This is a genomic window from Flavobacterium lacus (genome assembly GCF_003268815.1).
GTDB lineage: Bacteria > Bacteroidota > Bacteroidia > Flavobacteriales > Flavobacteriaceae > Flavobacterium > Flavobacterium lacus.
Window position 1 is genome coordinate 258,589 of sequence record NZ_QLSV01000003.1, and the last position, 22,834, is coordinate 281,422.

Annotated in this window: 23 protein-coding genes and 1 tRNA gene; 13 read left to right on the top strand and 11 right to left on the bottom strand. The window is 35.3% G+C overall.

Going from position 1 to position 22,834, the window contains the following annotated elements:
- Positions 1-6 precede the first annotated feature (6 nt).
- From B0I10_RS04260 to B0I10_RS04270, 3 genes are all read right to left on the bottom strand, one after another.
- Positions 7-867 (bottom strand): YicC/YloC family endoribonuclease, encoded by an 861-nt coding sequence (locus B0I10_RS04260; RefSeq protein ID WP_112085255.1) that lies wholly within the window; start codon positions 865-867, stop codon positions 7-9.
- A 95-nt stretch (positions 868-962) separates the two neighbouring features.
- Positions 963-1,856, bottom strand: coding sequence for a DMT family transporter (locus tag B0I10_RS04265; protein ID WP_112085256.1), 894 nt, complete (start codon positions 1,854-1,856; stop codon positions 963-965).
- Positions 1,849-2,205 carry an arsenate reductase family protein gene (locus B0I10_RS04270; RefSeq protein WP_112085257.1) on the bottom strand — a complete coding sequence of 119 codons (357 nt, stop codon included), beginning with the start codon at positions 2,203-2,205 and terminating at the stop codon, positions 1,849-1,851. Before B0I10_RS04270 ends, B0I10_RS04265 begins: the two co-directional genes overlap by 8 nt.
- Positions 2,206-2,356: 151 nt before the next feature.
- Here B0I10_RS04270 and B0I10_RS04275 point away from each other — a divergent pair.
- Positions 2,357-2,430, top strand: a tRNA-Ile gene (locus tag B0I10_RS04275).
- Positions 2,431-2,679: 249 nt separating this feature from the next.
- Here the strand turns inward: B0I10_RS04275 and B0I10_RS15615 are convergent.
- Positions 2,680-2,838, bottom strand: a complete 159-nt coding sequence (locus tag B0I10_RS15615) for a hypothetical protein (RefSeq protein WP_181456887.1) — start codon at positions 2,836-2,838, stop codon at positions 2,680-2,682.
- Positions 2,839-2,857: 19 nt separating this feature from the next.
- Here B0I10_RS15615 and B0I10_RS15890 point away from each other — a divergent pair, with 19 nt between their 5' ends.
- Positions 2,858-2,932, top strand: a complete 75-nt coding sequence (locus B0I10_RS15890) for a hypothetical protein (protein ID WP_394336174.1) — start codon at positions 2,858-2,860, stop codon at positions 2,930-2,932.
- Positions 2,933-2,952: 20 nt separating this feature from the next.
- On the opposite strand, the gene B0I10_RS04285 is transcribed toward B0I10_RS15890, so the two are convergent.
- A complete protein-coding gene (locus B0I10_RS04285) occupies positions 2,953-3,543 on the bottom strand; it encodes a riboflavin synthase (RefSeq protein ID WP_112085259.1) in 591 nt (196 codons plus the stop codon).
- A 58-nt stretch (positions 3,544-3,601) separates the two neighbouring features.
- Here B0I10_RS04285 and pdxA point away from each other — a divergent pair, with 58 nt between their 5' ends.
- From pdxA to B0I10_RS04325, 8 genes are all read left to right on the top strand, one after another.
- Entirely contained in the window at positions 3,602-4,651 is a 1,050-nt protein-coding gene (pdxA, locus tag B0I10_RS04290; RefSeq protein WP_112085260.1) for a 4-hydroxythreonine-4-phosphate dehydrogenase PdxA, read from the top strand.
- Positions 4,652-4,735: 84 nt separating this feature from the next.
- A complete protein-coding gene (locus tag B0I10_RS04295; protein ID WP_112085328.1) occupies positions 4,736-5,275 on the top strand; it encodes a YceD family protein in 540 nt (179 codons plus the stop codon).
- A 9-nt stretch (positions 5,276-5,284) separates the two neighbouring features.
- A complete protein-coding gene (gene rpmF / locus B0I10_RS04300) occupies positions 5,285-5,479 on the top strand; it encodes a 50S ribosomal protein L32 (protein ID WP_026709628.1) in 195 nt (64 codons plus the stop codon).
- A gap of 163 nt (positions 5,480-5,642) precedes the next feature.
- Positions 5,643-6,641 (top strand): beta-ketoacyl-ACP synthase III, encoded by a 999-nt coding sequence (locus B0I10_RS04305; RefSeq protein ID WP_112085329.1) that lies wholly within the window; start codon positions 5,643-5,645, stop codon positions 6,639-6,641.
- 23 nt (positions 6,642-6,664) lie between these two features.
- The gene (gene accB / locus B0I10_RS04310) at positions 6,665-7,159 is read left to right on the top strand and encodes an acetyl-CoA carboxylase biotin carboxyl carrier protein (protein WP_112085261.1); all 495 of its coding nucleotides are present in this window, start codon (positions 6,665-6,667) and stop codon (positions 7,157-7,159) included.
- A gap of 91 nt (positions 7,160-7,250) precedes the next feature.
- Entirely contained in the window at positions 7,251-8,597 is a 1,347-nt protein-coding gene (gene accC, locus B0I10_RS04315) for an acetyl-CoA carboxylase biotin carboxylase subunit (protein ID WP_112085262.1), read from the top strand.
- A gap of 543 nt (positions 8,598-9,140) precedes the next feature.
- Positions 9,141-10,457, top strand: a complete 1,317-nt coding sequence (locus B0I10_RS04320; RefSeq protein WP_112085330.1) for a glycosyltransferase — start codon at positions 9,141-9,143, stop codon at positions 10,455-10,457.
- Positions 10,458-10,651: 194 nt separating this feature from the next.
- Entirely contained in the window at positions 10,652-11,986 is a 1,335-nt protein-coding gene (locus tag B0I10_RS04325) for a sigma-54-dependent transcriptional regulator (RefSeq protein WP_112085263.1), read from the top strand.
- Here B0I10_RS04325 and B0I10_RS04330 read toward each other — a convergent pair.
- The 4 genes from B0I10_RS04330 to B0I10_RS04345 form a co-directional block, all read right to left on the bottom strand.
- Positions 11,975-14,389 (bottom strand): hybrid sensor histidine kinase/response regulator, encoded by a 2,415-nt coding sequence (locus tag B0I10_RS04330; protein WP_112085264.1) that lies wholly within the window; start codon positions 14,387-14,389, stop codon positions 11,975-11,977. The genes B0I10_RS04325 and B0I10_RS04330 overlap by 12 nt on opposite strands.
- A gap of 133 nt (positions 14,390-14,522) precedes the next feature.
- The gene (locus tag B0I10_RS04335; protein WP_112085265.1) at positions 14,523-16,958 is read right to left on the bottom strand and encodes a ribonucleoside-diphosphate reductase subunit alpha; all 2,436 of its coding nucleotides are present in this window, start codon (positions 16,956-16,958) and stop codon (positions 14,523-14,525) included.
- Between the two features lie 136 nt (positions 16,959-17,094).
- The gene (locus tag B0I10_RS04340) at positions 17,095-18,072 is read right to left on the bottom strand and encodes a ribonucleotide-diphosphate reductase subunit beta (protein WP_112085266.1); all 978 of its coding nucleotides are present in this window, start codon (positions 18,070-18,072) and stop codon (positions 17,095-17,097) included.
- 257 nt (positions 18,073-18,329) lie between these two features.
- Positions 18,330-18,902: a DUF3109 family protein gene (locus tag B0I10_RS04345; protein ID WP_112085267.1), complete on the bottom strand. Its 573-nt coding sequence runs from the start codon at positions 18,900-18,902 to the stop codon at positions 18,330-18,332.
- Between the two features lie 125 nt (positions 18,903-19,027).
- On the opposite strand from B0I10_RS04345, the gene B0I10_RS04350 reads away from it, so the two are divergent.
- The 3 genes from B0I10_RS04350 to B0I10_RS04360 are packed head-to-tail and all read left to right on the top strand — an operon-like array spanning position 19,028 to position 20,454.
- Positions 19,028-19,603, top strand: a complete 576-nt coding sequence (locus B0I10_RS04350; protein ID WP_112085268.1) for a MarC family protein — start codon at positions 19,028-19,030, stop codon at positions 19,601-19,603.
- Between the two features lie 39 nt (positions 19,604-19,642).
- Positions 19,643-19,843 carry a hypothetical protein gene (locus tag B0I10_RS04355; RefSeq protein ID WP_112085269.1) on the top strand — a complete coding sequence of 67 codons (201 nt, stop codon included), beginning with the start codon at positions 19,643-19,645 and terminating at the stop codon, positions 19,841-19,843.
- 2 nt (positions 19,844-19,845) lie between these two features.
- A complete protein-coding gene (locus B0I10_RS04360; protein WP_112085270.1) occupies positions 19,846-20,454 on the top strand; it encodes an FAD-dependent oxidoreductase in 609 nt (202 codons plus the stop codon).
- 343 nt (positions 20,455-20,797) lie between these two features.
- Here the strand turns inward: B0I10_RS04360 and B0I10_RS04365 are convergent, their stop codons facing one another.
- Entirely contained in the window at positions 20,798-22,369 is a 1,572-nt protein-coding gene (locus B0I10_RS04365; RefSeq protein WP_112085271.1) for a S41 family peptidase, read from the bottom strand.
- 25 nt (positions 22,370-22,394) lie between these two features.
- Entirely contained in the window at positions 22,395-22,823 is a 429-nt protein-coding gene (locus tag B0I10_RS04370; protein WP_112085272.1) for a deoxycytidylate deaminase, read from the bottom strand.
- Positions 22,824-22,834 lie beyond the last annotated feature (11 nt).

The window sequence follows — 22,834 nt, forward strand, 5'->3', positions numbered from 1 at the left end:
TTTAAATTACAGCACGTTCAAAACTTGTTCTTTAATTTTCTCCAATTCATCTTTCATCATTACCACTAATTTCTGCATTTCGGAATGATTGGATTTAGACCCCATGGTATTGATCTCGCGACCAATTTCTTGCGTAATAAAACCTAATTTTCGTCCGTTTGCTTCCGTTCCCGCAATGGTTTCGATGAAATAATTGAGGTGATTTTCTAAACGCACACGTTCTTCCGTAATATCATATTTTTCGAGGTAAAAAATCAATTCCTGTTCAAAACGGTTTTCATCAACGTTGGCACCTAATTCGTCTAATGCGGTTCGTAAACGTGTTTTCACAGTTTCAATTCGCTCCGTATCCATACCTACGGCCTGATTCATATAATTGCGAATGTTTTCAATTCGAATAACAAATTCGCTTTCAAGCGATTTCCCTTCGTCTACACGAAAAGAAGCAATGTTTTTCATCGCATCATCCACAACTTTTAGAATTTCATTCCATTCATTTTCATCAATTTCGTCGCGTTCTGTTTTAAGAGCATCGGGCATTCTGACGGCCATTTTCATCAATTCGGTTTCGTCGGCATTTGGAATTACCGCTTTCATTTGATTGATGTAACCTTTCACAATTGGCACATTGATTTTGGAGGAAGTTTCTTCGCCAGTCACTTCAATAAAAATTGAAAAATCTACTTTGCCCCGTTCTAATTTTTGAGAAATCACATTGCGTAAGCCCAACTCCATTTCACGGTAAACAGAAGGCATTCGCACATTCAAATCGAGTCCTTTGCTATTTAGTGACTTAACTTCTACAGTGATTTTTTTGGTTGAAAGTTGCTTTGATGCTTTTCCAAAGCCGGTCATTGATTGTATCATAAATTGTAAAAAATGTTTTCAAAGATAATTAAAATGTTGTTAGTAATTAGTGAATAGTGACTAGCAATATAGTATTATTAGCCAATTACTAATCACTATTCACTAATTACTTTTTTCTTCTGTGTTACCAAATAAACGCCTATGAATATCAAAATTGCTGAGCCGATTTTTACCCAACTCAAATCGTCTTTTCCTAAACTTATGGCAAAAATAGTAGCAAATAATGGTTGAAGATAGATGAATACTGCAACAGTAGTGGGTTTTAATTCCCGCATCGAAACTAAGTTTAATAAATACGTCAAAAAGGTAGAAAAGACAACTACAAAACCTATTTTCCAGTAAATTTCTGTTGGAATTATGTTCCAATTTACGGCATCAAATTCGTTCCATCCAAAGGGCAAAACCATAAGAAAACCAAAGGTGTAAATCCATTTTACAAACGTAAATGCATTGTATTTATCCATCAATTTTTTTACGATGATGAGATAAAAACCATAGGAAACAGCATTAATGAATACCAATAAATTCCCAAGCATTTCGTTCGGAGCATTAATCATTGATTTTCCATAAAGAATAAGTGAAATAGTTCCTGCTAAGCCTAAGATGATTCCGAAAATTTTTCTCTTTATCATGCGTTCTTTCATAATAATAGCTGAAAGAATAAGCACAATCATGGGTGTGGTAACCATCAAAACTGCTCCCATGATGGGTGAAGTATAACTTAAACCCTTAAAAAAAGTGAGCATGTTTAACGCCACGCCAAAAAAAGCAGCAGCAATAATTCTGGGAAAATCAGTTAAAGCAATTTTTTCTTTTGGACCAAAAAGCGAAACCATCCAAAACAAAATTACGGAACCTCCAACCCGAAGTAAAATGAATCCGAATGGTTCAATAAATGCGGGCATAACATCTTTGGCAATGGTAAAAGTGACACCATAAATTATGGAAACCAAGGTGGCCGCCATCAACGCCCAATGTCTTTTACTCATTTGCTAAAAAACCGATGGCTGCTTGAACTGTTTTTGGACTGTTTCCGATGAAAATATTCTTGTCAATCACAATAACCGGACGGTTTAAAAACGTATAATGTTCTAAAATGTATCGTTTGAAATCAGCTTCGGTGAGTTTTTCATCTTTCAAACCCATTTCTTTATATAATTTAGCTCTTTTGCTAAAAAGCACTTCGTAGTTTCCGGCTAGTTGATGAATTTCTTCTAATTGTTTAACAGTTATAGGCTCTTCTTTAATATCCTGAAATATAAAACCGGTTGTATTTGGAAGTGATTTGATGATTCTTTTACAAGTATCACAGGTTTTGAGGTAGAAAATTTTTCGCATCACAGTTTTTTTGCAAAAGTAAGTACTTTTTGACTAATTCTAAATCAACAAATTAAAGTGTTCTTTCCTTTAGCTTAAACTAAAGTCTACAATAAAACGATTTATATTTTGAGTAAATCAAAAATAGTAGTAATATTGCACTCTCTAAACCGGTCCTATAGCTCAGTTGGTTAGAGCACCTGACTCATAATCAGGTGGTCCTTGGTTCGAGCCCAAGTGGGACCACTAAACCTCTCTCTAATGGGAGGTTTTCTTATTTTTAAAAGTGTTATTGCCATTTTTTTGGATAATTATAAACCAAAAACAAACATTTTACGTTAATATAATTTTGAAATCAAATAAGTTAACAAAAAAAATGTATTTTTGGCGATGAATTTTGAATTTCAAAGAATAACGTTAAAAAAACAACAACATAGTTTTTGTTTTATAGAGATTTTTACTTTATTTGTCAAAATATTTTGTTAAAGAGAAAATTTATTTACTTTTACACCCTATGAGAATTGTTCCAAATAAGTTTTTAACCACCCTAAAGGGTTGCTTCATAGGGATGGTTTCGTTAACTACTATTGCTTCAGCATCAGCAGCGAACCCAAACCCTCCGCCTCCCACTCCGCCTCCGCCGGGTTTACCCATTGATGGAGGAATTGTTCTTTTGTTACTACTAGGTTTGGTATTTGCTTTTTATAAGTACAACTACAATCAAAACATAAAAAAAACGCTGAAATAATTCAGCGTTTTTTATTTTTCTTATTTTCGAAGTTCATTTAATCGAGAAACATACTTTCCAATCACATCAAATTCTAAATTAATCACAGAGCCTTTCTCTATCAAATGAAAGTTTGTGTGTTCATATGTATATGGGATAATAGCTACGCTAAATTCATTTAGTTTTGAGTTAACAACCGTTAGACTTACACCATTTACAGTAATAGAACCTTTTTCAATTGTAATATTATTCAAAGAAGCATCGTAATTAAAGGTATAATACCAACTTCCATTAGCTTCCTCTACAGCAATGCACGTTCCAATTTGATCCACATGTCCCTGAACAATGTGCCCGTCTAGTCGATCCCCCAATTTCATTGCTCTTTCTAAATTGACAGTATCTCCTTCTTTCCAAGTGCTTAAATTAGTTTTGTCTATTGTTTCTCCTATGGCTGTAACAGTGTAATTGTCATTATCAATAGCCACAACGGTTAAGCAAACCCCATTGTGGGCAACACTTTGATCTATTTTTAATTCGGAGGTAATGGTGGAAGTAATTGTAAAGTGAACATTATTCTGTTCTTTTTCAATAGATTTTATTCTTCCGAGAGTTTCTATAATACCGGTAAACATTTGTAGTTTTATTTTTGTAAATTTGCACTTCAAAAATAGCAATAAATTACGTCTTGTCATGGTTAAAAAAGCAGAAATTATTCTTGTGGGAATTTCAATCGGAGATTTAAACGGAATTGGAAGCGAAGTCGTTCTCAAAACATTTGAAGATTCTAGAATGTTGGAGCTATGTACTCCTGTTATTTTTGCCAACGTAAAAATGTTGTCTTTTCTAAAAAAAAGTTTTGAATCTACCACAATACTTCACGGAATTGACAATTTAGATCAGATTGTTCCCGGTAAAATAAATGTTTTTAATCTTTGGAAAGAAAGCTTTAATCTAGAATATGGTGCTGCCAATGATATTGTTGGAAGTTATGCGGTAAAATCATTTGTAGCTGCAACAAAAGCATTAAAAGAAGGAGTTATAGATGTTTTAGTTACAGCTCCAATCAACAAATATAACATCCAGTCGGATGAATTTAAATTTCCGGGTCATACCGATTATTTAAATCAAGAATTAGAAGGTGATGCTTTAATGTTGATGGTAAATGATTCGTTGCGAATTGGATTATTAACCGATCATATTCCGGTGACTGAAGTTTCTAAACACCTAACCGAAAAGTTAATCAAACAAAAAATTGAAACGGTAAAGAAAACGTTAATCCAAGATTTTAAGATTGGAAAACCAAAAATTGCTGTGTTAGGGTTGAATCCGCATTGTGGAGATAATGGTGTAATTGGTAAAGAAGATGATGAAATCATCCGTCCAACCATCAAAAAAATGTTTGATTCCGGAACTTTCGTTTTTGGTCCGTATGCTGCAGATAGTTTTTTCGGAAATAAATCACACGAAAAGTTTGATGCTGTCATTGCTTGTTATCACGACCAAGGATTAATTCCGTTTAAAACATTATCGTTTGGAAATGGCGTTAATTATACCGCCGGATTAAACAAAATCAGAACGTCACCCGATCACGGAACCGCATTTGAAATTGCCGGAAAAAATCAAGCCGATTTTAATTCATTCAAAGAAGCGGTTTATTTGGCAATCGACATTTATAATTCCAGAATTGAATACAACCAAATTACCGAAAAACCCCTGAAAACAAAGGAAAGACAGTTTTAAACAAAAAAATGTTCATAACTGTCTTGCATTTGCGATAATTTTATATCTTTGCAAACCGAATTTTTGGGACAAATTGCTGTTGAGATGAAAGTATCTAATGAATATTTAATTCCGTTTATCGGATTAAAGCAGGGAAAACATCAATTTGACTATCAAATAGATAAAACGTTCTTTGATCGCTTCGAATATGATGAATTTGAAAGTTGCAATGTTAAAGTTGATGTTGTTTTAGAAAAAAAATCAACAATGCTAGAATTGCATTTCAAGCACAAAGGAACAGTTCATGTACCTTGTGATTTAACCGGAGAGCCATTTGATTTGCCTATTAAAGGTAAAATTAATGTGGTAGTTCAGTTTGGTGATGCTTTTAACAATGAAAATGAAGAATTGCTCATCCTTCCGCACGGCGAACACCAAGTGGATGTATCACAGTATATTTATGAAATGATTGTGCTTTCAATTCCATTAAAAAGAATTCATCCCGGTGTAAAAGACGGAACATTGAAATCGGAAGCAATCGAAAAATTACAAGCACTGACAGTCAAAGCGAAGAAAGAAGAAACAAAAAGTGAAGAAACTGATCCTAGATGGGATCAATTAAAAAAACTATTAACGGATAAATAATATAGTAAAATGGCACATCCAAAGAGAAAAACCTCGAAAACCAGAAGAGACAAAAGAAGAACTCATTATAAAGCAACTGCTGCTCAAATTGCAACTTGCCCAATTACAGGTGAGGCACATTTATACCACAGAGCGTATTGGCATGAAGGTAAAATGTACTACCGCGGACAAGTAGTAATCGACAAAACAGAAGCTGTTGCTTAGTACTTTCTTATCGTATATAGATAAACTCTCACCTCGTGGGAGTTTTTTTGTTATACCTTTATTTTAACAAAAATAAGCCAACCCAAAACAATCAAGTTTAGATTTTTTTTTGTAATTTCCACCTCTTTTATCCTTTATGGGAAAAGAAAAACAATCAAACCCTATGAGTAAAATAACAGCCGCCATAACCGCAGTGGGTGCTTATGTTCCGGACTTTGTATTATCTAACCAAGTACTTGAAACCCTTGTGGATACAAATGACGAATGGATTACATCCAGAACCGGAATAAAGGAAAGAAGATTATTAAAAGAAGAAGGAAATGGAACTTCTTTTTTAGCGATAAAAGCCGCTCAAAATTTAATTGAAAAAAGTAAAATCAATCCGGAAGAAATAGATTTAGTAATTGTTGGCACCGCAACACCGGACATGCCCGTAGCTTCAACCTCTGTGTATGTGGCCACTCAAATAGGTGCTGTAAATGCATTTGCCTATGATTTGCAAGCGGCTTGTTCCAGTTTTCTTTACGGAATGTCTACAGCAGCAGCCTACATTGAATCAGGCAGATATAAAAAAATACTTTTAATTGGAGCAGACAAAATGTCTTCCATCATAGATTATACCGACCGTGCAACCTGTATTATTTTTGGAGACGGTGCAGGAGCTGTTCTTTTTGAGCCTAACCATGAAGGTCTTGGCCTTCAAGATGAGTTCTTGCGAAGCGACGGAATCGGACGTGAATTTTTAAAAATTGATGCCGGCGGATCTATTCTTCCTCCATCGGAGGAAACTGTAAAAAACAGAAAACATTTTGTTTATCAAGATGGTAAAACGGTTTTTAAATATGCCGTTTCAGGAATGGCGGATGTGAGCGAAAAAATCATGCAACGCAACAACTTAACACATGACGATGTAGATTGGTTGGTGGCTCATCAAGCAAATAAACGAATCATTGATGCCACTTCAAGTCGAATGGGGGTTGATGAGAACAAAGTACTTATCAATATTGAAAAATATGGCAACACGACTTCGGCAACATTACCCTTATTGCTAAGTGATTTTGAACATAAATTAAAAAAAGGAGATAACCTTATTTTTGCCGCTTTTGGTGGCGGATTCACTTGGGGTTCAATCTACTTAAAATGGGCATACGACAAAAAATAAAAACTAAACTAAACTAAAATATCATGGATATTAAAGAAATTCAAAACCTAATTAAATTTGTAGCAAAATCAGGAGCTACCGAAGTAAAATTAGAAATGGATGATTTTAAAATCACCATCAAAACCACCGAGGCAGGTGCTGCAGAAGCATCTTATTTTCAAAATTATCCAAATGCTCAACCGATGCAAATGGTTCCGCAACAACAACAGCAACCACAAGCTCCTGTTCAAGCTGCTCCGGTTGTACCGGCTGTCGTAGAAGCAGATGAAAATTCGAAATATGTGGTGATAAAATCACCAATGATTGGAACTTTATACAGAAAAGCGGCTCCGGATAAAGCTCCGTTTGTAGAAGTAGGTGCAACGATTTCAAAAGGTGACCCGGTTTGTGTGATTGAAGCAATGAAATTATTCAACGAAATTGAGGCAGAAATTTCAGGTAAAATCGTGAAAATTTTAGTAGATGATATGTCGCCTGTTGAATTTGACCAACCTTTATTCTTAGTAGATCCATCTTAAAAAGTTAGAAGTTAAGAGTTAGGAGTTAGAAGTTTTTCTATCTTTTTAATTGTCTAATTGACACCTTGTCTAATTATCTAATTTAAAAAATATGTTTAAAAAAATATTAATTGCCAACCGTGGAGAAATTGCACTTCGTGTGATTAGAACCTGTAAAGAAATGGGCATTAAAACAGTTGCGGTGTATTCTACTGCCGACGCTGAAAGTCTTCATGTGAAATTTGCAGACGAAGCGGTTTGTATTGGTCCGCCACCTAGTAATTTGTCTTATTTAAAAATGTCAAATATTATTGCAGCGGCAGAAATTACGAATGCTGATGCGATACATCCGGGTTACGGATTTTTGTCTGAGAATGCTAAATTTTCGAAAATTTGTCAGGAACATGGTATCAAATTCATTGGTGCTTCACCTGAAATGATTGATAAAATGGGTGACAAAGCATCCGCCAAAGCAACTATGAAAGCCGCTGGAGTTCCTTGTGTTCCCGGTTCGGAAGGATTGTTGGAAAGCTACGAGCAAGCCGAAAAAATTGCCAAAGAAATGGGTTATCCCGTGATGTTGAAAGCAACGGCCGGTGGAGGTGGAAAGGGAATGCGTGCCGTTTGGAAAAAAGAAGAACTCCTCAAAGCTTGGGAAAGTGCTCGTCAAGAATCGGCAGCAGCCTTTGGAAACGACGGGATGTATATGGAAAAGTTGATTGAAGAACCTCGTCATATCGAAATCCAAGTGGTGGGTGATGCATATGGAAAAGCCTGTCATTTATCAGAAAGAGATTGTTCGGTGCAACGTCGTCATCAGAAATTGACGGAAGAAACGCCTTCTCCCTTTATGACGGATGAATTGCGTCATAAGATGGGTGAAGCGGCTGTGAAAGCGGCTGAATTTATAAGTTACGAAGGAGCTGGAACAATTGAGTTTTTGGTGGATAAACACCGTAACTTCTACTTTATGGAAATGAATACACGAATTCAAGTAGAGCATCCTATTACGGAACAAGTGGTGGACTATGATTTGATTCGTGAGCAAATATTAGTGGCTGCGGGTGTGCCAATTTCAGGTAAAAATTATCTACCGCAATTGCACTCGATTGAATGTAGAATTAATGCGGAAGATCCTTATAATGATTTTCGTCCTTCGCCGGGGAAAATTACAGTTCTTCACGCACCTGGTGGACATGGCGTTCGTTTAGATACGCACGTGTATGCAGGTTACACGATACCGCCCAATTATGACTCAATGATTGCAAAGTTGATTACCACGGCCCAAACCCGTGAGGAAGCAATCAACAAAATGAAGCGTGCGTTGGATGAGTTTTATATTGAAGGAATTAAAACTACCATACCATTTCACCGCCAATTAATGGAAGAACCGGATTATGTTTCCGGAAATTATACCACAAAATTTATGGAAAGTTTTAAAATGAACGATCCGGAATAAATAGGAAATCCTTGAGTTAAGTTAGTAATCAGTTTACTAATTTGAGCCACCAATTTTATAAAAAATGAGTCCGAAAAATATCGGACTCATTTTTTTTTAGTTCAATCTTTATGTTATGCTTTATATTTTTCCTTTTATACAATCCAAACTGTGTAACCTGCATTTGATTTGGGTAAAATATACACAATTTAATAAATATTAAAAAAAGTTATGTATCTGTAAATCAATATTTTGTAGTTTAGGCATGCAGCTTGCTTGCCGTTTGTAGTATATTCTCAATTACACATAGATTCAATAATAGCATGTTAAAAAATAGAGAACGTCAACTACAAAATTAAAATAAGGATGGAAAGCCAAAATTTAAATTCAACCAAATCTTTCTCCTCTCAAAAAGAGAAAAGAATTCATGATCACAACGTGTACAGTTTTATCTTACCTGTTTATAGCAAGTCGTTACATCAGATTATTTCCATTGGATATTTCAGGATTCAGGAATATATAAGCAACTTTTATTCAAAGACAAATGATACAAAAGTTGGTTTAATGAATAAAACTGTCTTAATCAGTACATTTTTAGTCATGATGGGTGCTGTATTTTTGGTATATGAATTACAACCAAGTTTTGAGCAGTTCAATTTAGAACGAATGAACACTACTTTAGGCATGACTTTTTTAGTCTTATCGATTACTTTAGTGGCATATAAAATTTGCTTTTTCCTTTTTAAAGCATATTTATATTTTCGCTATACAGCTATTGAATCGGTTTCAGATGAAGAGCTTCCAACGTGTACGATAATTGTGCCTGCTTATAATGAAGGTAAATTGGTTTGGGAAACATTAAAAAGTATAGCAAACAGCGATTATCCGAAGGAAAAACTACAATTATTAGCGATTGATGATGGAAGTAAAGATGACACTTGGTATTGGATGCAACAAGCTAAATTGCAATTGGGTGACCGACTAACAATTTTTCAACAGCCGGAAAATAAAGGAAAACGTCATGCTCTTTATCGTGGATTCAACCTCGGAACCGGTGAGGTTTTTGTGACGATTGACAGTGATTCGATTGTAAAAAAAGATACTTTGCGAAATTTGGTGAGTCCATTTGTTACGAATGATAATTGTGGTGCTGTTGCAGGAAATGTTAAGGTTTTAAACAACGAAAAAGCCATGTTGCCCAAAATGTTGAATGTGAGTTTTGTGATGAGTTTTGAATTTGTGCGTGCGGCCGAAAGTATGTTAGGTTCGGTGCTTTGCACCCCCGGGGCTTTAGCAGCTTATCGAAGAGAGGCGGTATTCAACTGCCTTCCGGAATGGATAAACCAAACCTTTATGGGTCAACCTTCTGACATTGGAGAAGACAGAGCCATGACAAATATGATTTTAAAACAAGGACATCATGTTTTATTTCAAAGAAACGCACACGTGTTAACCAATGTGCCTGAACAGTATAAAGGCTTATACAAAATGTTTATTCGATGGGGAAGAAGTAATGTGCGTGAAAACATCATGATGGCAAAATACGTTTTTTCTAATTTTAGAAAAGAATCAACAGCAGGAGCAAGACTTTTATTCGTTAATCAATCGCTGAATATCATCATGGCCTATCCGTTTTTGTTGTTTATGTTGTTTTTTGTCGTAACACATCCCATATTATTTTTAAGTTCAACATTAGCAAGTATATTAATTATATCGTCTTTCCCTGTGTTGTTTTATGCAAAAAGATACAACTTATCTGAATCGATTTGGGCTTATACTTACAGTATTTTATACACTTTTGGTCTTTTCTGGATAACACCCTATGCCATTGCCACAGCGGCTAAAAGTGGCTGGTTAACCAGGGAGTTGCCGACAAAATAATTTGAAGTTCAGCTTTTATTTTAGCAGAATAAAAGATGTTAAAATTTGGTTTATCATGTATACTGAGATAAATTTCCTAATTAAATTTATCTACATCAAAAGAGGTCTCGGGGTGACCTCTTTTTTTATTTAAACAATTTTTAAGAAAAACATCAAGAGAATCGCTTATTTTAGCTAAAACATAAGCTCAACAAATGAAGAAGATTTTATTGATAGAAGATGATATTGCCTTTTGTAAAATGGTGAGCACTTTTCTGTCTAAGAATAATTATGCCGTTTCAACCGCTTATTCTGCCTCAGAAGCTAAAAATATCGCAAAAGAATCTGATTTTGATTTAATCATCTGTGATTTGCGTTTGCCTGATAGCGACGGAATTGAACTGATGAGCGAGTTAAAAGCTAGCTCTCAAGATATTCCGGTAGTGTTAATGACAGGTTATGCTGATGTAACTACAGCCGTGAAGGCTATGAAAAAGGGGGCCTCAGATTATATTTCAAAACCTTTTGTTCCAGAAGAAGTTTTATTGGTTTTATCAAATGCGTTGTCTAAAAATGAAGAAAAGGCAATTCTATCAAAAACAACAGATCAAAAAAAGGCAGTAACAACTACAGACTTTGTTGGAGGAATTAGTGCCGTTTCAAAAGTGATGAATAGCCACATTCAATTGGTGAGTCCTACTAATTTATCGGTTTTGATTATTGGAGAAAGTGGAACAGGAAAAGAAGTTGTGGCCAAAGAAATTCATAAACTCAGCCATCGAAAATCGGCTCCTTTTATTGCCGTAGATTGTGGTGCTATCCCGAAAGAATTGGCTACCAGTGAGTTTTTTGGACATTTAAAAGGATCGTTTACTGGAGCCGTGACAGACAAAATCGGTCATTTTGAATCGGCTAATGGAGGAACGTTGTTTTTGGATGAAGTGGGAAATTTATCCTATGAAAATCAAATACAGTTATTACGAGCCTTGCAAGAGCGAAAAATTAAAAAAATTGGAAGCAGCACAGAATTTGATGTAGATATACGTGTAATTGCAGCCACAAATGAAGACTTAAAGGAAGCTGTTAAAAATGGTGCTTTCCGAGAGGATTTATACCACCGATTAAACGAATTCTCCATCGTCGTGCCGACTTTAAACGAACGGAAGCAAGACTTATTGATGTATGCCGATTTCTTTTTAGAAAAGGCAAACGAGCAATTAAATAAAAATGTTTTAGGTTTTTCACCGGAAGTCATTCGGATTTTTCAAGCCTATTCATGGCCGGGAAATTTAAGAGAATTGCAAAATATTATACGCCGTTCAACTTTGTTAACACAAGGAAGTTTAGTTGAAAAAGAAGTAATTCCACCCGACTTTTTTGAAGAAGAAAACCAATCTAAATCAGTTTTTTCAAAATCGAATAACGAAAAAGAAATGATTATTAAAGCTCTTCAATTGTGCAACGGAAATAAATCGGAAGCTGCAAAAATGCTTGAAATAAACAGAAAAACGTTGTACAACAAATTAAAATTATATCAGTTAGAGGAGTAATTCTTTTTGAATAAGCGTTAGTAATCGAGTTGCCTTCTCATTAATTTCATCAAAAATAGTTTTTTGTTCTTCCATTGATAATTCGGTTTTTTCGCATTCCTCTAATTGTTGAAGCAAGAGCACGGTTTCTTTCGCATCCAATTGACTCATCATCGGAATCATGCGGTGCGAAATGGCGGCTATTGTTTTTTTATCTGAATTAGAAATGGCCTCTTCAATGATGGCAAGATTGGAAGAAGTATTTTCTATAAATGCTTTTAAAACTTCCTTGATTGCAAGGTCATCGCCATCTAACATTGTTTTCAGGCTCTTCAAATTATATTCGTTTATTGATACTTTTGATACGTCTTTCAAATCGGGTTTAACAGCAATATTTATGTTTAACACATTGTTCAAAACATGCAATAGCTCCGCTGATTGATAGGGTTTGTGTAATACAGCAGAAAAACCTTTTTCAGTATAAATGTGTTTTTCCAAATTCCTTTGTCCGGTAATCGCAATAATCGGAATTTCCTTTGGAATCTTAGAAATCAATTCAAAACCGCTCAATGTTGGCATTTGAATGTCGGTAATAATTGCGTCATAAACATCTGTTTTTAATGAGGAAATTAGTTCTTCAGGATCATCAAAAGAGCTTACATTGAAATGGTAAATTTTTAAAAATTCGGTGGTTAACTGTAGAAGGGAACTATCATCATCTACCACTGCAATGGTAAATTTTTTGTTTTTATTTTCCGTAACAACAAGAATTTCCTTTTTATTTTCAGTCATTTTTGCGGGCAAGGTTAATTGGAAAATGCTTCCTTTGTTTACTTCACTTTGCACGGTCAAATTTCCATATAAAATTTCAGCTAATTTTTTGCAAATAGTTAATCCCAATCCGGTTCCACCGTATTTTTTTTCAATGGAGGTATCGGCTTGTGTAAATTCGTTAAAAATTAAATTTAGTTTACTGCTTTCTATCCCAATGCCACTGTCTTGAACCACAATGGTTAATTGATTTTTGATATAAGTTGTATTGATTTTTATAAAACCCTTTTCAGTAAATTTATAAGCGTTTCCAATAAGATTGTTCAAAATTTGTCTGATGCGTAATGCATCATTTTCAATTGATAAATTGGCAATAGAATCTAATTCAAATTGTAATGAAATAGGTTTTGATGGATATAAGGATTGGATGCTTTCGGCTACTTCGACAATCAATTTATCTAATTCGAAAACCGTGTTTTCCAGTTCAATTTTACCGGCTTCGATTTTGGAAAAATCTAATAAATCATTCACCAGTTGATTGATGTAGATTGATGAACTTTTGATATTTGACAAATAATAATTCTGCTTTTCGGAAACCCCGCCCATACTGATTAATTCGCTAAAACCTTGAATCGTATTTAAAGGTGTTTTTAAATCGTGGCTTACGGTGGCAATCAATTGCTCTCTGGCCGTTAAAAGTGATTCTGTTTTCTTTTTTTCAATTTCCAATTGTTTTCTGTACCGTTGATTTTTTAGAAAATCACTTGTAATAAGAAGGAAAAATAACCCGGTCATTATTAACCCGATTACTGCCGCCATGGTTAAGATGGAAACTGTTTTTTGTTGTGCTTCTTCTCTGGAAAAATTGTTTAAGTTTGCTTTTTTGATGACATCCGATTCAAATTCAACCAAAATTTCATTTAGCTTTTGCGAAATAAATAAATCGTTTCGAAGCAATTCTATTTCTTTGTTTTTTTGAGTAGTCGTTTTTTCTTGATTTTTTAACCGAACTTCTTCTAAAATTTTCTTTGAAGAAACAAGAATTGAATCAATTTGCTTGTCGGTTAAGGTTTTTTCTGATTCTTTGGGAACATTTTCATTCAGATAATCCACGTAATCTTGATACACTCTTCGTTCATAGGTGGAAAGCTTGGAAGGATCTATTTTTAAACTTTCCAATGTGATTTTACCCATCGACTCTTCAATTCGAGTTAAATTGCGCAATGCATTATCAATTGGAAAGTAGGTGTTTTGTGATTTATTGATTTTTTTTAATTCTTCGATATTGGAAACTTTTTGTTGTAGAATAATTTTTAAACTATCTAAAAGAACTATTTGTTTTTCGTTATCAATTTTTTTTCCAAAGGAATCAATTGCGGTGCTTAAGCTTCGGTTTTCTTGATCGAATAATTCAAAATCTTTTGCCAGATTGGTTTGAATGGCTACCCGTCCTAAATTATCAACATCATAAATTTTTGAAAGTAAGGAACCTAATCGAATGAGTTTTTGGTTTTCTTCAATCGATTGTTTTTCGTAATTAGAAAAAAGTCTGTTTTCTTTCAGCAACATAAATCCCACGGCAATCACAAGGGAAGCAATGAGCAAATAACTCACGAGCACTTTGAGCGGAATAGAACTTGATTTTACAGCCATTCTCAAAGATAAAAATATCAAAAGCTACTATTTCCTTATAAAGTGTTAAAAATAAAAAACACCGAATAAAAACCATTTAGTGCTAGACTCTTTTAGGTTTTATTCAGCGTTTTTATTTGTAATGATTATCTGTTTACGACCCGCACATCTCACAATCGTCCGGACCGGCAGTTTTAGCCATTTCAATCATGGCTCGGTATTCTTCTTGACTCATTTCAACTGGTTCATTGAGTACTGCAATTGATTCTAATTTTTTAGCAACAACTGGTTGTTCGATTACTTCTACTGGTTCTGCTTTTTTATCGTTGTTTAACGTGAATTTAATCGCGTCTACAGCTGATTTGGTTCGCAAGTAATACATTCCGGTTTTTAAACCGGATTGCCACGCGTAGAAATGCATGGAGGTTAATTTAGCATAGGTTGCTCCTTCCATGAATAAGTTCAGCGACTGCGATTGGTCAATGAAATAACCACGTTGGCGTGACATATCAATGATGTCTTTCATGCTCATTTCCCACACGGTTTTGTATAACTCTTTGATATCTTGCGGAATGCCTTCGATGTTTTGTACGGAACCATTGTGCCGCATGATTTCTTGTTTTAAGGTGTCGTTCCACAAACCAAGTTTTACTAAATCTTCTAACAAGTGTTTGTTTACAACTATAAATTCGCCTGATAGCACTCTTCTGGTATAAATATTAGAGGTATATGGTTCAAACGCTTCGTTGTTTCCTAAGATTTGTGATGTGGAAGCGGTTGGCATTGGAGCCACAAGCAATGAGTTTCTCACCCCGTGCTCCATTACTTCTTTACGCAAACTTTCCCAATCCCATTTCCCGGATAAATCGCTGTCTTTTAATCCCCATAAATTGTATTGGAATTCTCCTTGTGAAATGGGTGATCCTTTGAAAGTGGAATAGGGTCCTTCTTCTTTTGCCATTTCCATAGAAGCGGTTACCGCAGCAAAATAAAGGGTTTCAAAAATATCTTGGTTCATTTGTTTTGCTTCGTCGCTGGTGAACGGCAAACGCAATAAAATAAACGCATCAGCCAAACCTTGCACTCCCAATCCAATTGGACGGTGACGCATGTTTGAGTTTTCCGCTTCGGGAACCGGGTAATAATTTCTATCGATTACGCGGTTTAAGTTACGCGTCACACGTTTGGTAACATCGTATAATTTCTGGTGATCAAATTTTCCATTTTCGATAAACATTGGCAACGAAATAGAAGCTAAATTACACACAGCTACTTCATCCGGTGCGGTATATTCTAAAATCTCGGTACACAAATTCGATGAACGAATGGTTCCTAAATTTTTTTGGTTTGATTTGCGGTTGGCTGCATCCTTGTACAGCATATACGGCGTTCCGGTTTCGATTTGTGATTCAAGGATTTTCTCCCAAAGTTCACGAGCACGAACGGTTTTTCTGCCTTTTCCGGCGGCTTCGTATTTGTGGTACAAAGCTTCGAATTCATCGCCATACACGTCACACAAACCCGGACATTCGTTTGGACACATTAACGTCCACGAAGCATCGTCTTGCACGCGTTTCATAAACAAATCGGAGGTCCACATGGCAAAGAACAAATCTCTGGCACGCATTTCTTCTTTTCCGGTATTCTTTTTCAAATCTAAAAATTCGAAAATATCAGCATGCCACGTTTCTAAATAAATGGCAAAACTTCCTTTTCTTTTTCCGCCACCTTGGTCAACGTAACGGGCTGTGTCGTTGAAAACACGTAGCATCGGAACAATTCCGTTAGACGTTCCGTTTGTGCCTCGAATGTAAGATCCTGTTGCACGAACATTGTGAATGGATAGTCCGATTCCGCCTGCAGATTGCGAAATTTTTGCGGTTTGTTTTAAGGTATCATAAATTCCGTCGATGCTATCATCTTTCATCGTCAATAGGAAACATGACGACATTTGTGGTTTTGGTGTTCCGGCATTAAACAAGGTTGGTGTTGCGTGGGTGAAGAATTTTTTCGACATTAATTCGTAGGTTTCTTTCACTGCTTCGATGTCATTCAAATGAATTCCAACCGAAACACGCATCAACATATGTTGAGGTCTTTCCACAATTTTTCCGTTGATTTTTAATAAATACGAACGTTCTAATGTTTTGAAACCGAAATAATCATAATTAAAATCTCTGTTGTAAATAATCATGGAATCCAATTCCTCTGCATTGGCCATGATTGTTTCGTATACCTCATCGGAAAGCAATGGTGATTTTTGTCCCGTACGTGGATTCACATAATGGTACATGTCTGACATTGTTTCTGAAAACGACTTTTTGGTATTTTTATGTAAATTGGAAACTGCAATACGTGCTGCTAATTGTGCATAATCCGGGTGAGCAATCGTCATTGAAGCAGCCGTTTCTGCTGCCAAATTATCTAATTCTGAAGTGGTTACACCATCATACAATCCTTCGATTACTCGCATGGCTACTTTTACAGAATCAACCAAATCATTCAATCCGTAACATAATTTTTTAATTCTGTCCGTGATTTTGTCAAACATTACCGGCTCTTTGTGGCCGTCTCTTTTTACTACATACATACTGCTACCTGTTTTTTAAAACAATAAATCCCTTTATTGTTTTGGGTTATTCGTTAGTTGGTTTTGGGAAGCTAATCCCGGTATTTATAGAATCAACTCTGTCAGAGTTTGAAACGTTGACGAGGTTTAATTTAATTTAAAAGTCGGCGTCGAAACTAATTTTTTGCGAATCAGAATCCGTACTCATTACTCCTGCTTTTTGGTATTCTGCCACCCGTTTTTCAAAGAAATTGGTTTTTCCTTGTAGTGAAATCATGTCCATGAAATCGAATGGATTTGATGAGTTATACACTCTATCACAGCCTAATTCTACTAATAAACGGTCGGCTACAAATTCCAAATATTGTGTCATTAGTGTGGCATTCATTCCAATTAAACTCGCTGGAAGTGATTCGGTAATGAATTCTCTTTCAATGGTTAGTGCATCTGTGATAATTTCGGTAATTCTTGTTTTCGAAACTTTATTCACCAAATGGTGGTTGTGTAAATGCACGGCAAAATCACAGTGAACGCCTTCGTCACGCGAAATTAGCTCGTTTGAGAAAGTCAGCCCCGGCATTAAGCCTCTTTTTTTCAACCAGAAAATCGAACAGAACGCACCCGAAAAGAAGATTCCTTCTACGGCTGCAAACGCAATTAAACGCTCAGCAAACGAATCGGAACCAATCCATTTCAAAGCCCAATTGGCTTTCTTTTGAATCGCCGGAAACACATCTAAGGCATGAAATAACTGATCTTTTTCCTTTTCGTCTTTTACATAGGTGTCAATCAACAACGAATAGGTTTCGCTGTGAATGTTTTCCATCATGATTTGAAAACCATAGAAAAATTTAGCTTCCGGATATTGTACTTCGTTGACGAAATTTTCGGCTAAATTCTCATTTACGATCCCGTCAGATGCTGCGAAAAAAGCTAAAATGTGTTTGATGAAATATTTTTCATCTTCATTCAATTTTGTATTCCAATCGGATAAATCTTGGTGTAAATCAATTTCTTCTGCGGTCCAGAAACTCGCTTCCATTTTTTTGTACCATTCCCAAATATCGTGGTGTTTAATGGGAAAAATCACGAATCGATCTTTGTTTTCTTGCAAAATTGGTTCTACTGCTGCCATCTTTTTCTTTGTTGAGTTATGTTGAGGATTATTATTCGGTAATTGAGAGTTACAAAGATTGCAATTCAAATTGGTAAATGAAAGCCAAACTTATTCACAATCGGAAATAGTTTTTAACAACGGTTAGTTTTTTTCCTACTTTTGAAAAATCTATCTAACTATTTGTTATATAACGTATTAAAAACTACTTTATTGGAGGTCGCGAGGGAAATTCTACTATTTTAAGAAATTATTGGGAAGGGAAATTTTAGTAAAACTTACTTCTCTTTTTGATATTCTACACCCACTTTTTCGAGTTCGTGATACCATTCTTCTCCGAATTTTCGAACCAATGCTTCTTTGACAAATTTATAAACCGGAACTTCCAGTTCTTTGCCTAATGAACATGCAGGACTACAAATATCCCAACGATGGTAATTAACTGCAGAGAAATCAGAGAATTCTTTGATTCGGATTGGATACAAATGACATGAAACCGGTTTTTTCCAATTTACGATTCCTTGGTTATAGGCTTGCTCGATGCCGCACAAGGCGGTTTTTCCATCAAAAATAACGTAGGCACAATCTTTCCCTTCAATTAATGGTGTTTCTAATTCGCCGTCTTCGCCTTTCACCCAAGTTCCTTGTGCTTCAATCGCTTGAATTCCTTCTTTGCGAAGAAAAGGTTTTACTTTTGGATAAATTTCTTCTAAAATTTTAGTTTCTTCTTCACTCAACGGTGCACCGGCATCGCCATCTACACAACATGCTCCATGACAAGCGGATAGATTGCAAACGAATTCTTTTTCCAGAATTTCTTCTGAAACAATGGTTTTACCTAGTTGAAACATTTTAAAAGATGCAAAGTTTAAAGGCACAAAGGTACAAAGGTTTCCGAGAAACTGATTGTTATAATTAATGGTATTTTATGGAAAAGCCGTTTTAAAACTCTAATTTTGCTCAAAATTTGTATAACATGGAATTAGATATAAGAGAAATTTTTACAGCAACCATGGTGCTTTTTGCCGTAATTGATATTGTAGGAAGTATTCCAATTATTATTGATTTAAGACAAAAAGCCGGACACATTCACTCAGAAAAAGCTTCTATTGTGGCATGTATCATTATGATTGCCTTTTTGTTTGTGGGAGAAACGATTTTGAAATTAATTGGCATCGACATTAATTCATTTGCTGTTGCCGGTTCATTTGTGCTTTTCTTTTTGGCATTGGAAATGATTTTAGGAATCAAATTATACCGCGATGAAGATACAACTTCAACTTCCATCGTGCCTATAGCTTTTCCGCTGATTGCCGGAGCCGGAACGATGACAACGATACTTTCAATTCGAGCAGAATTTCAAACAATTAATATCATTATTGCCATTGTTCTGAATATTATCTTGGTGTATGGTGTGTTAAAATCATCCGCCAGAATTGAACGTTTTCTGACCAAAAATGGACTTAGCGTGATTCGAAAAGTGTTTGGTGTAGTGCTACTTGCCATTGCTGTTAAATTATTTGCGGCTAATGTTAAAGGTCTTTTTGCATAGACTAATAAAACTTATATTTGTATCATTATTTTACTAGAAATGAAGATTTTCACTTACATCATTATTGCCTTGGCATTCGGATTAATTACTTTTAATGTTACTCAGTTAGATTTTTCTAATCTGTTTGAACAAGAAAGTATGATTGCCTTAATCGGAATTGTCGCTGCGTCTTGTGCAATCATTATCCTTCTTATTTTTAGAATGTCTAAATCCATTGAAGACAAACTAAAAGACCAATAATTATGTTGGATGTACTCATCATTGGCGGTGGCGTTTCGGGAGTTTCTTGTGCTCTTTTACTTGGCTCTGCTCATTCAAAACCATTTGCTTTCGATAAAAAAATCGCTTTAATTTCCCACCAAAAAGCTTCCTCACTGCAAGATGCATTGTTTAATAATGCGTATGGTATTGAAGCCGGAAAATTAGGCAGTGAATTATTAACCGAAAGTGTAGCTCATTTGTCATCGGTTTATCCGCACATTCAACAAATTCCAAACGAAAAAGTACTGAAAATTGAAGGTGAAAACGGAAGTTTTTCGGTTACAACCAACAAAAATATATATCAAACGAAATTAATTGTAATTGGTATTGGAGCAGGTAATCCTTTTACGATTGAAGGTTTAGAAGAATTTGTAGTGCCACATCAAAAAACAAATCCGGAGAAAAACCGAATTCAATTAAGAAACCACGATCATTTGGTGAAAGACGGAGTTTACGTTTGCGGTGTTTTAGCCGGATGGCGAAGTCAGTTGTCTATTGCTGCCGGAAGCGGTGCTGCTGTGGCGACGGACATTTTAACGTTGTGGAATGGTGGTGTGCACGTTCAGGTGCATGATAGCACGAAGAAATAGTTATCGGTTGTCTGTTATCTGTCTGACCGAAAAATTATCGTTTCATTTCTTACGAAAGCAGGTTTCACAATATCAAATCGCCAATTTTGATTAATTTGAGGGAAATAGTGATGCATTCTATCTAGAAATTCATCCCAGCCTTTTGTTTCTTCAGTAAAAAGAAGTTTGTAATCTTTAAAAAAAAGTTCAATACAAATTACATCTTCTGCAAATATATCAACTTTATATGCGATAATTTCTTCAACTTCATTCCATTTATAAAACTTTCGGATTTTATAAAACTCAGTTGAAAAGCCATCTTCATAAAAAAAAATTGACTAAATCTGTCATCATTAAAATTGAGTTACTTCTTCAATACCTCCTGAATCATCAAATCATTTTTCAATCGAATTTCAAAGTATTTTTCTTCATCAAACAATTGTCGAGCAAATTCTGCCATCAAATAGATTTTTACCATCGCTTTATGGCTGTCTAAATTTAACGAAACTCCGTTTGATTTGAGGTAATTTTCAAACTTATCTACATATATGTTATTTACTTCGAACTTCTTTTTAAAGAAATCAAAAGACAATCCTTCAAATTCTTTTCGGTTTTGGTCTAATTGTTCAAACACAAAATAGCTTACAATGCCGGACTGCATGAGCATTTCGGTGGATTCATCACCATGTTTTCCGTTTAGTGGCACAAAAACATCGGGAATAATTCCGCCTCCGCCATACACCGTTCTGCCTTTTAAGGTTTTAAATTTTAAACTGTCAGCTACTTTAATGCTGTCTTTTTCGTATAATTCTCCGCTGTAAAAACGTTTTTCAAATTCATTAAAATAGTTCTCATTCCCTTCTACATATGGTTTTTGAATTGATCTTCCCGAAGGAGTGTAATATCGAGCAACAGTTAAACGAATAGCCGAACCATCGCCCAACGGCATTTCGCGCTGCACCAACCCTTTTCCGAAAGAACGTCGTCCGATAATCCGACCGCGATCATTATCCTGAATGGCTCCGGCTAAAATCTCGGAAGCAGAAGCAGAATTTTCGTTGATTAAAACAATTATTTTTCCGTTTTCAAAAAGTCCGCCACTCGTTGCTTTCGTTTTATCAATTCGTCCTTTTTTATTTTTGGTGGAAACAATGGGAGCGTCTTTCACTAAAAAATCATCGGCAATTTTAACGGCTTGGTCTAAGTAACCGCCACCGTTATCACGTACATCTAACACAATGGTTTTGGCTCCTTTTGCTTTGAGTTTTTGTAATTCGATTTTAAATTCTTTATAAGTAGATTCTGCAAAACGGTTGATTTTGATGAAACCGATTGTTGGATTAATCATCAAACCAACATCGACACTCTTAATCGGAATAATATCTCTTTTTAATTTGACTTTGAGTTGCTTATTTTCGCTTTTTCTGAATAATGTCAGTGTAACTTCTGAACCAACTTCGCCTTTTAATTTTGGAAAAAGAGAATCGTTTGGCAATTTTCTACCGAATAATTTATACTTGTCGGCATACAAAATTCGATCACCCGATTTAATTCCGGCTTTTTCCGATGGGCCACCATGTAAAGGTTTGATTACCGCAACAGAATCTTTGTACATGTAAAAGTTCACACCAATTCCAACAAAATCGCCACGCATGGATTCTGAAACGCTCTCAAATTCATTTTTGGTGATGTAAACCGAATGTGGGTCTAATTTTTCAAGAATACCGTTAACGGTTAAATCAACTATACTATCGGTATCAATCTCATCAACATAATCTCTTTCGATAAAATCGATTAAACGGTTCAGTTTGCTTTTATGACTATTGGGTGAATAAGAAGCCTGAGGAGAAAATGTATTCAATTTTCCACCAACAACTACTCCCAAAGCAATAGCAGAAAAGAGTACAATAGGCCAATATATTTTTTTAATTTTCACTTTGTGGCTTTCCTAACAGGAAAAATTATTCTAACTCTTCAATTAATTCAACTTCAACACCTGCTTTTTCTAAGAATTGAATTCCGCTATCATCTTTGTAACCAGCATGGTAAACTACTCTTTTTATACCGGATTGATGAATGAGTTTACTACATTCTTTACACGGTGAAAGCGTAATATAAAGGGTTGCTCCTTCACACGATTGAGTAGAACCTGCTACTTTTAAAATAGCGTTCGCCTCTGCGTGAAGCACATACCATTTAGTAACATTATCTTCATCTTCACAACAGTTTTCAAAACCGGAAGGCGTTCCGTTGTAACCATCTGAAATAATCATACGGTCTTTCACAATGATCGCACCTACTTGCTTTCGTTTACAATAGGATAAACGGCTCCATTCCTTAGCGATACGAAGGTAGGCTTTGTCGTATTTATTTAATTTCTTTTTATTCATTTTTTAACATC

Coding starts and splice junctions, on each gene's coding strand:
- B0I10_RS04260 (WP_112085255.1), bottom strand. CDS start 867: ATGATACAATCAATGACCGGCTTTGGAAAAGCATCAAAGCAACTTTCA.
- B0I10_RS04265 (WP_112085256.1), bottom strand. CDS start 1,856: ATGAGTAAAAGACATTGGGCGTTGATGGCGGCCACCTTGGTTTCCATA.
- B0I10_RS04270 (WP_112085257.1), bottom strand. CDS start 2,205: ATGCGAAAAATTTTCTACCTCAAAACCTGTGATACTTGTAAAAGAATC.
- B0I10_RS15615 (WP_181456887.1), bottom strand. CDS start 2,838: ATGGGTAAACCCGGCGGAGGCGGAGTGGGAGGCGGAGGGTTTGGGTTC.
- B0I10_RS04285 (WP_112085259.1), bottom strand. CDS start 3,543: ATGTTTACCGGTATTATAGAAACTCTCGGAAGAATAAAATCTATTGAA.
- pdxA (WP_112085260.1), top strand. CDS start 3,602: ATGGTTAAAAAAGCAGAAATTATTCTTGTGGGAATTTCAATCGGAGAT.
- B0I10_RS04295 (WP_112085328.1), top strand. CDS start 4,736: ATGAAAGTATCTAATGAATATTTAATTCCGTTTATCGGATTAAAGCAG.
- rpmF (WP_026709628.1), top strand. CDS start 5,285: ATGGCACATCCAAAGAGAAAAACCTCGAAAACCAGAAGAGACAAAAGA.
- B0I10_RS04305 (WP_112085329.1), top strand. CDS start 5,643: ATGAGTAAAATAACAGCCGCCATAACCGCAGTGGGTGCTTATGTTCCG.
- accB (WP_112085261.1), top strand. CDS start 6,665: ATGGATATTAAAGAAATTCAAAACCTAATTAAATTTGTAGCAAAATCA.
- accC (WP_112085262.1), top strand. CDS start 7,251: ATGTTTAAAAAAATATTAATTGCCAACCGTGGAGAAATTGCACTTCGT.
- B0I10_RS04320 (WP_112085330.1), top strand. CDS start 9,141: ATGAATAAAACTGTCTTAATCAGTACATTTTTAGTCATGATGGGTGCT.
- B0I10_RS04325 (WP_112085263.1), top strand. CDS start 10,652: ATGAAGAAGATTTTATTGATAGAAGATGATATTGCCTTTTGTAAAATG.
- B0I10_RS04330 (WP_112085264.1), bottom strand. CDS start 14,389: ATGGCTGTAAAATCAAGTTCTATTCCGCTCAAAGTGCTCGTGAGTTAT.
- B0I10_RS04335 (WP_112085265.1), bottom strand. CDS start 16,958: ATGTATGTAGTAAAAAGAGACGGCCACAAAGAGCCGGTAATGTTTGAC.
- B0I10_RS04340 (WP_112085266.1), bottom strand. CDS start 18,072: ATGGCAGCAGTAGAACCAATTTTGCAAGAAAACAAAGATCGATTCGTG.
- B0I10_RS04345 (WP_112085267.1), bottom strand. CDS start 18,902: ATGTTTCAACTAGGTAAAACCATTGTTTCAGAAGAAATTCTGGAAAAA.
- B0I10_RS04350 (WP_112085268.1), top strand. CDS start 19,028: ATGGAATTAGATATAAGAGAAATTTTTACAGCAACCATGGTGCTTTTT.
- B0I10_RS04355 (WP_112085269.1), top strand. CDS start 19,643: ATGAAGATTTTCACTTACATCATTATTGCCTTGGCATTCGGATTAATT.
- B0I10_RS04360 (WP_112085270.1), top strand. CDS start 19,846: ATGTTGGATGTACTCATCATTGGCGGTGGCGTTTCGGGAGTTTCTTGT.
- B0I10_RS04370 (WP_112085272.1), bottom strand. CDS start 22,823: ATGAATAAAAAGAAATTAAATAAATACGACAAAGCCTACCTTCGTATC.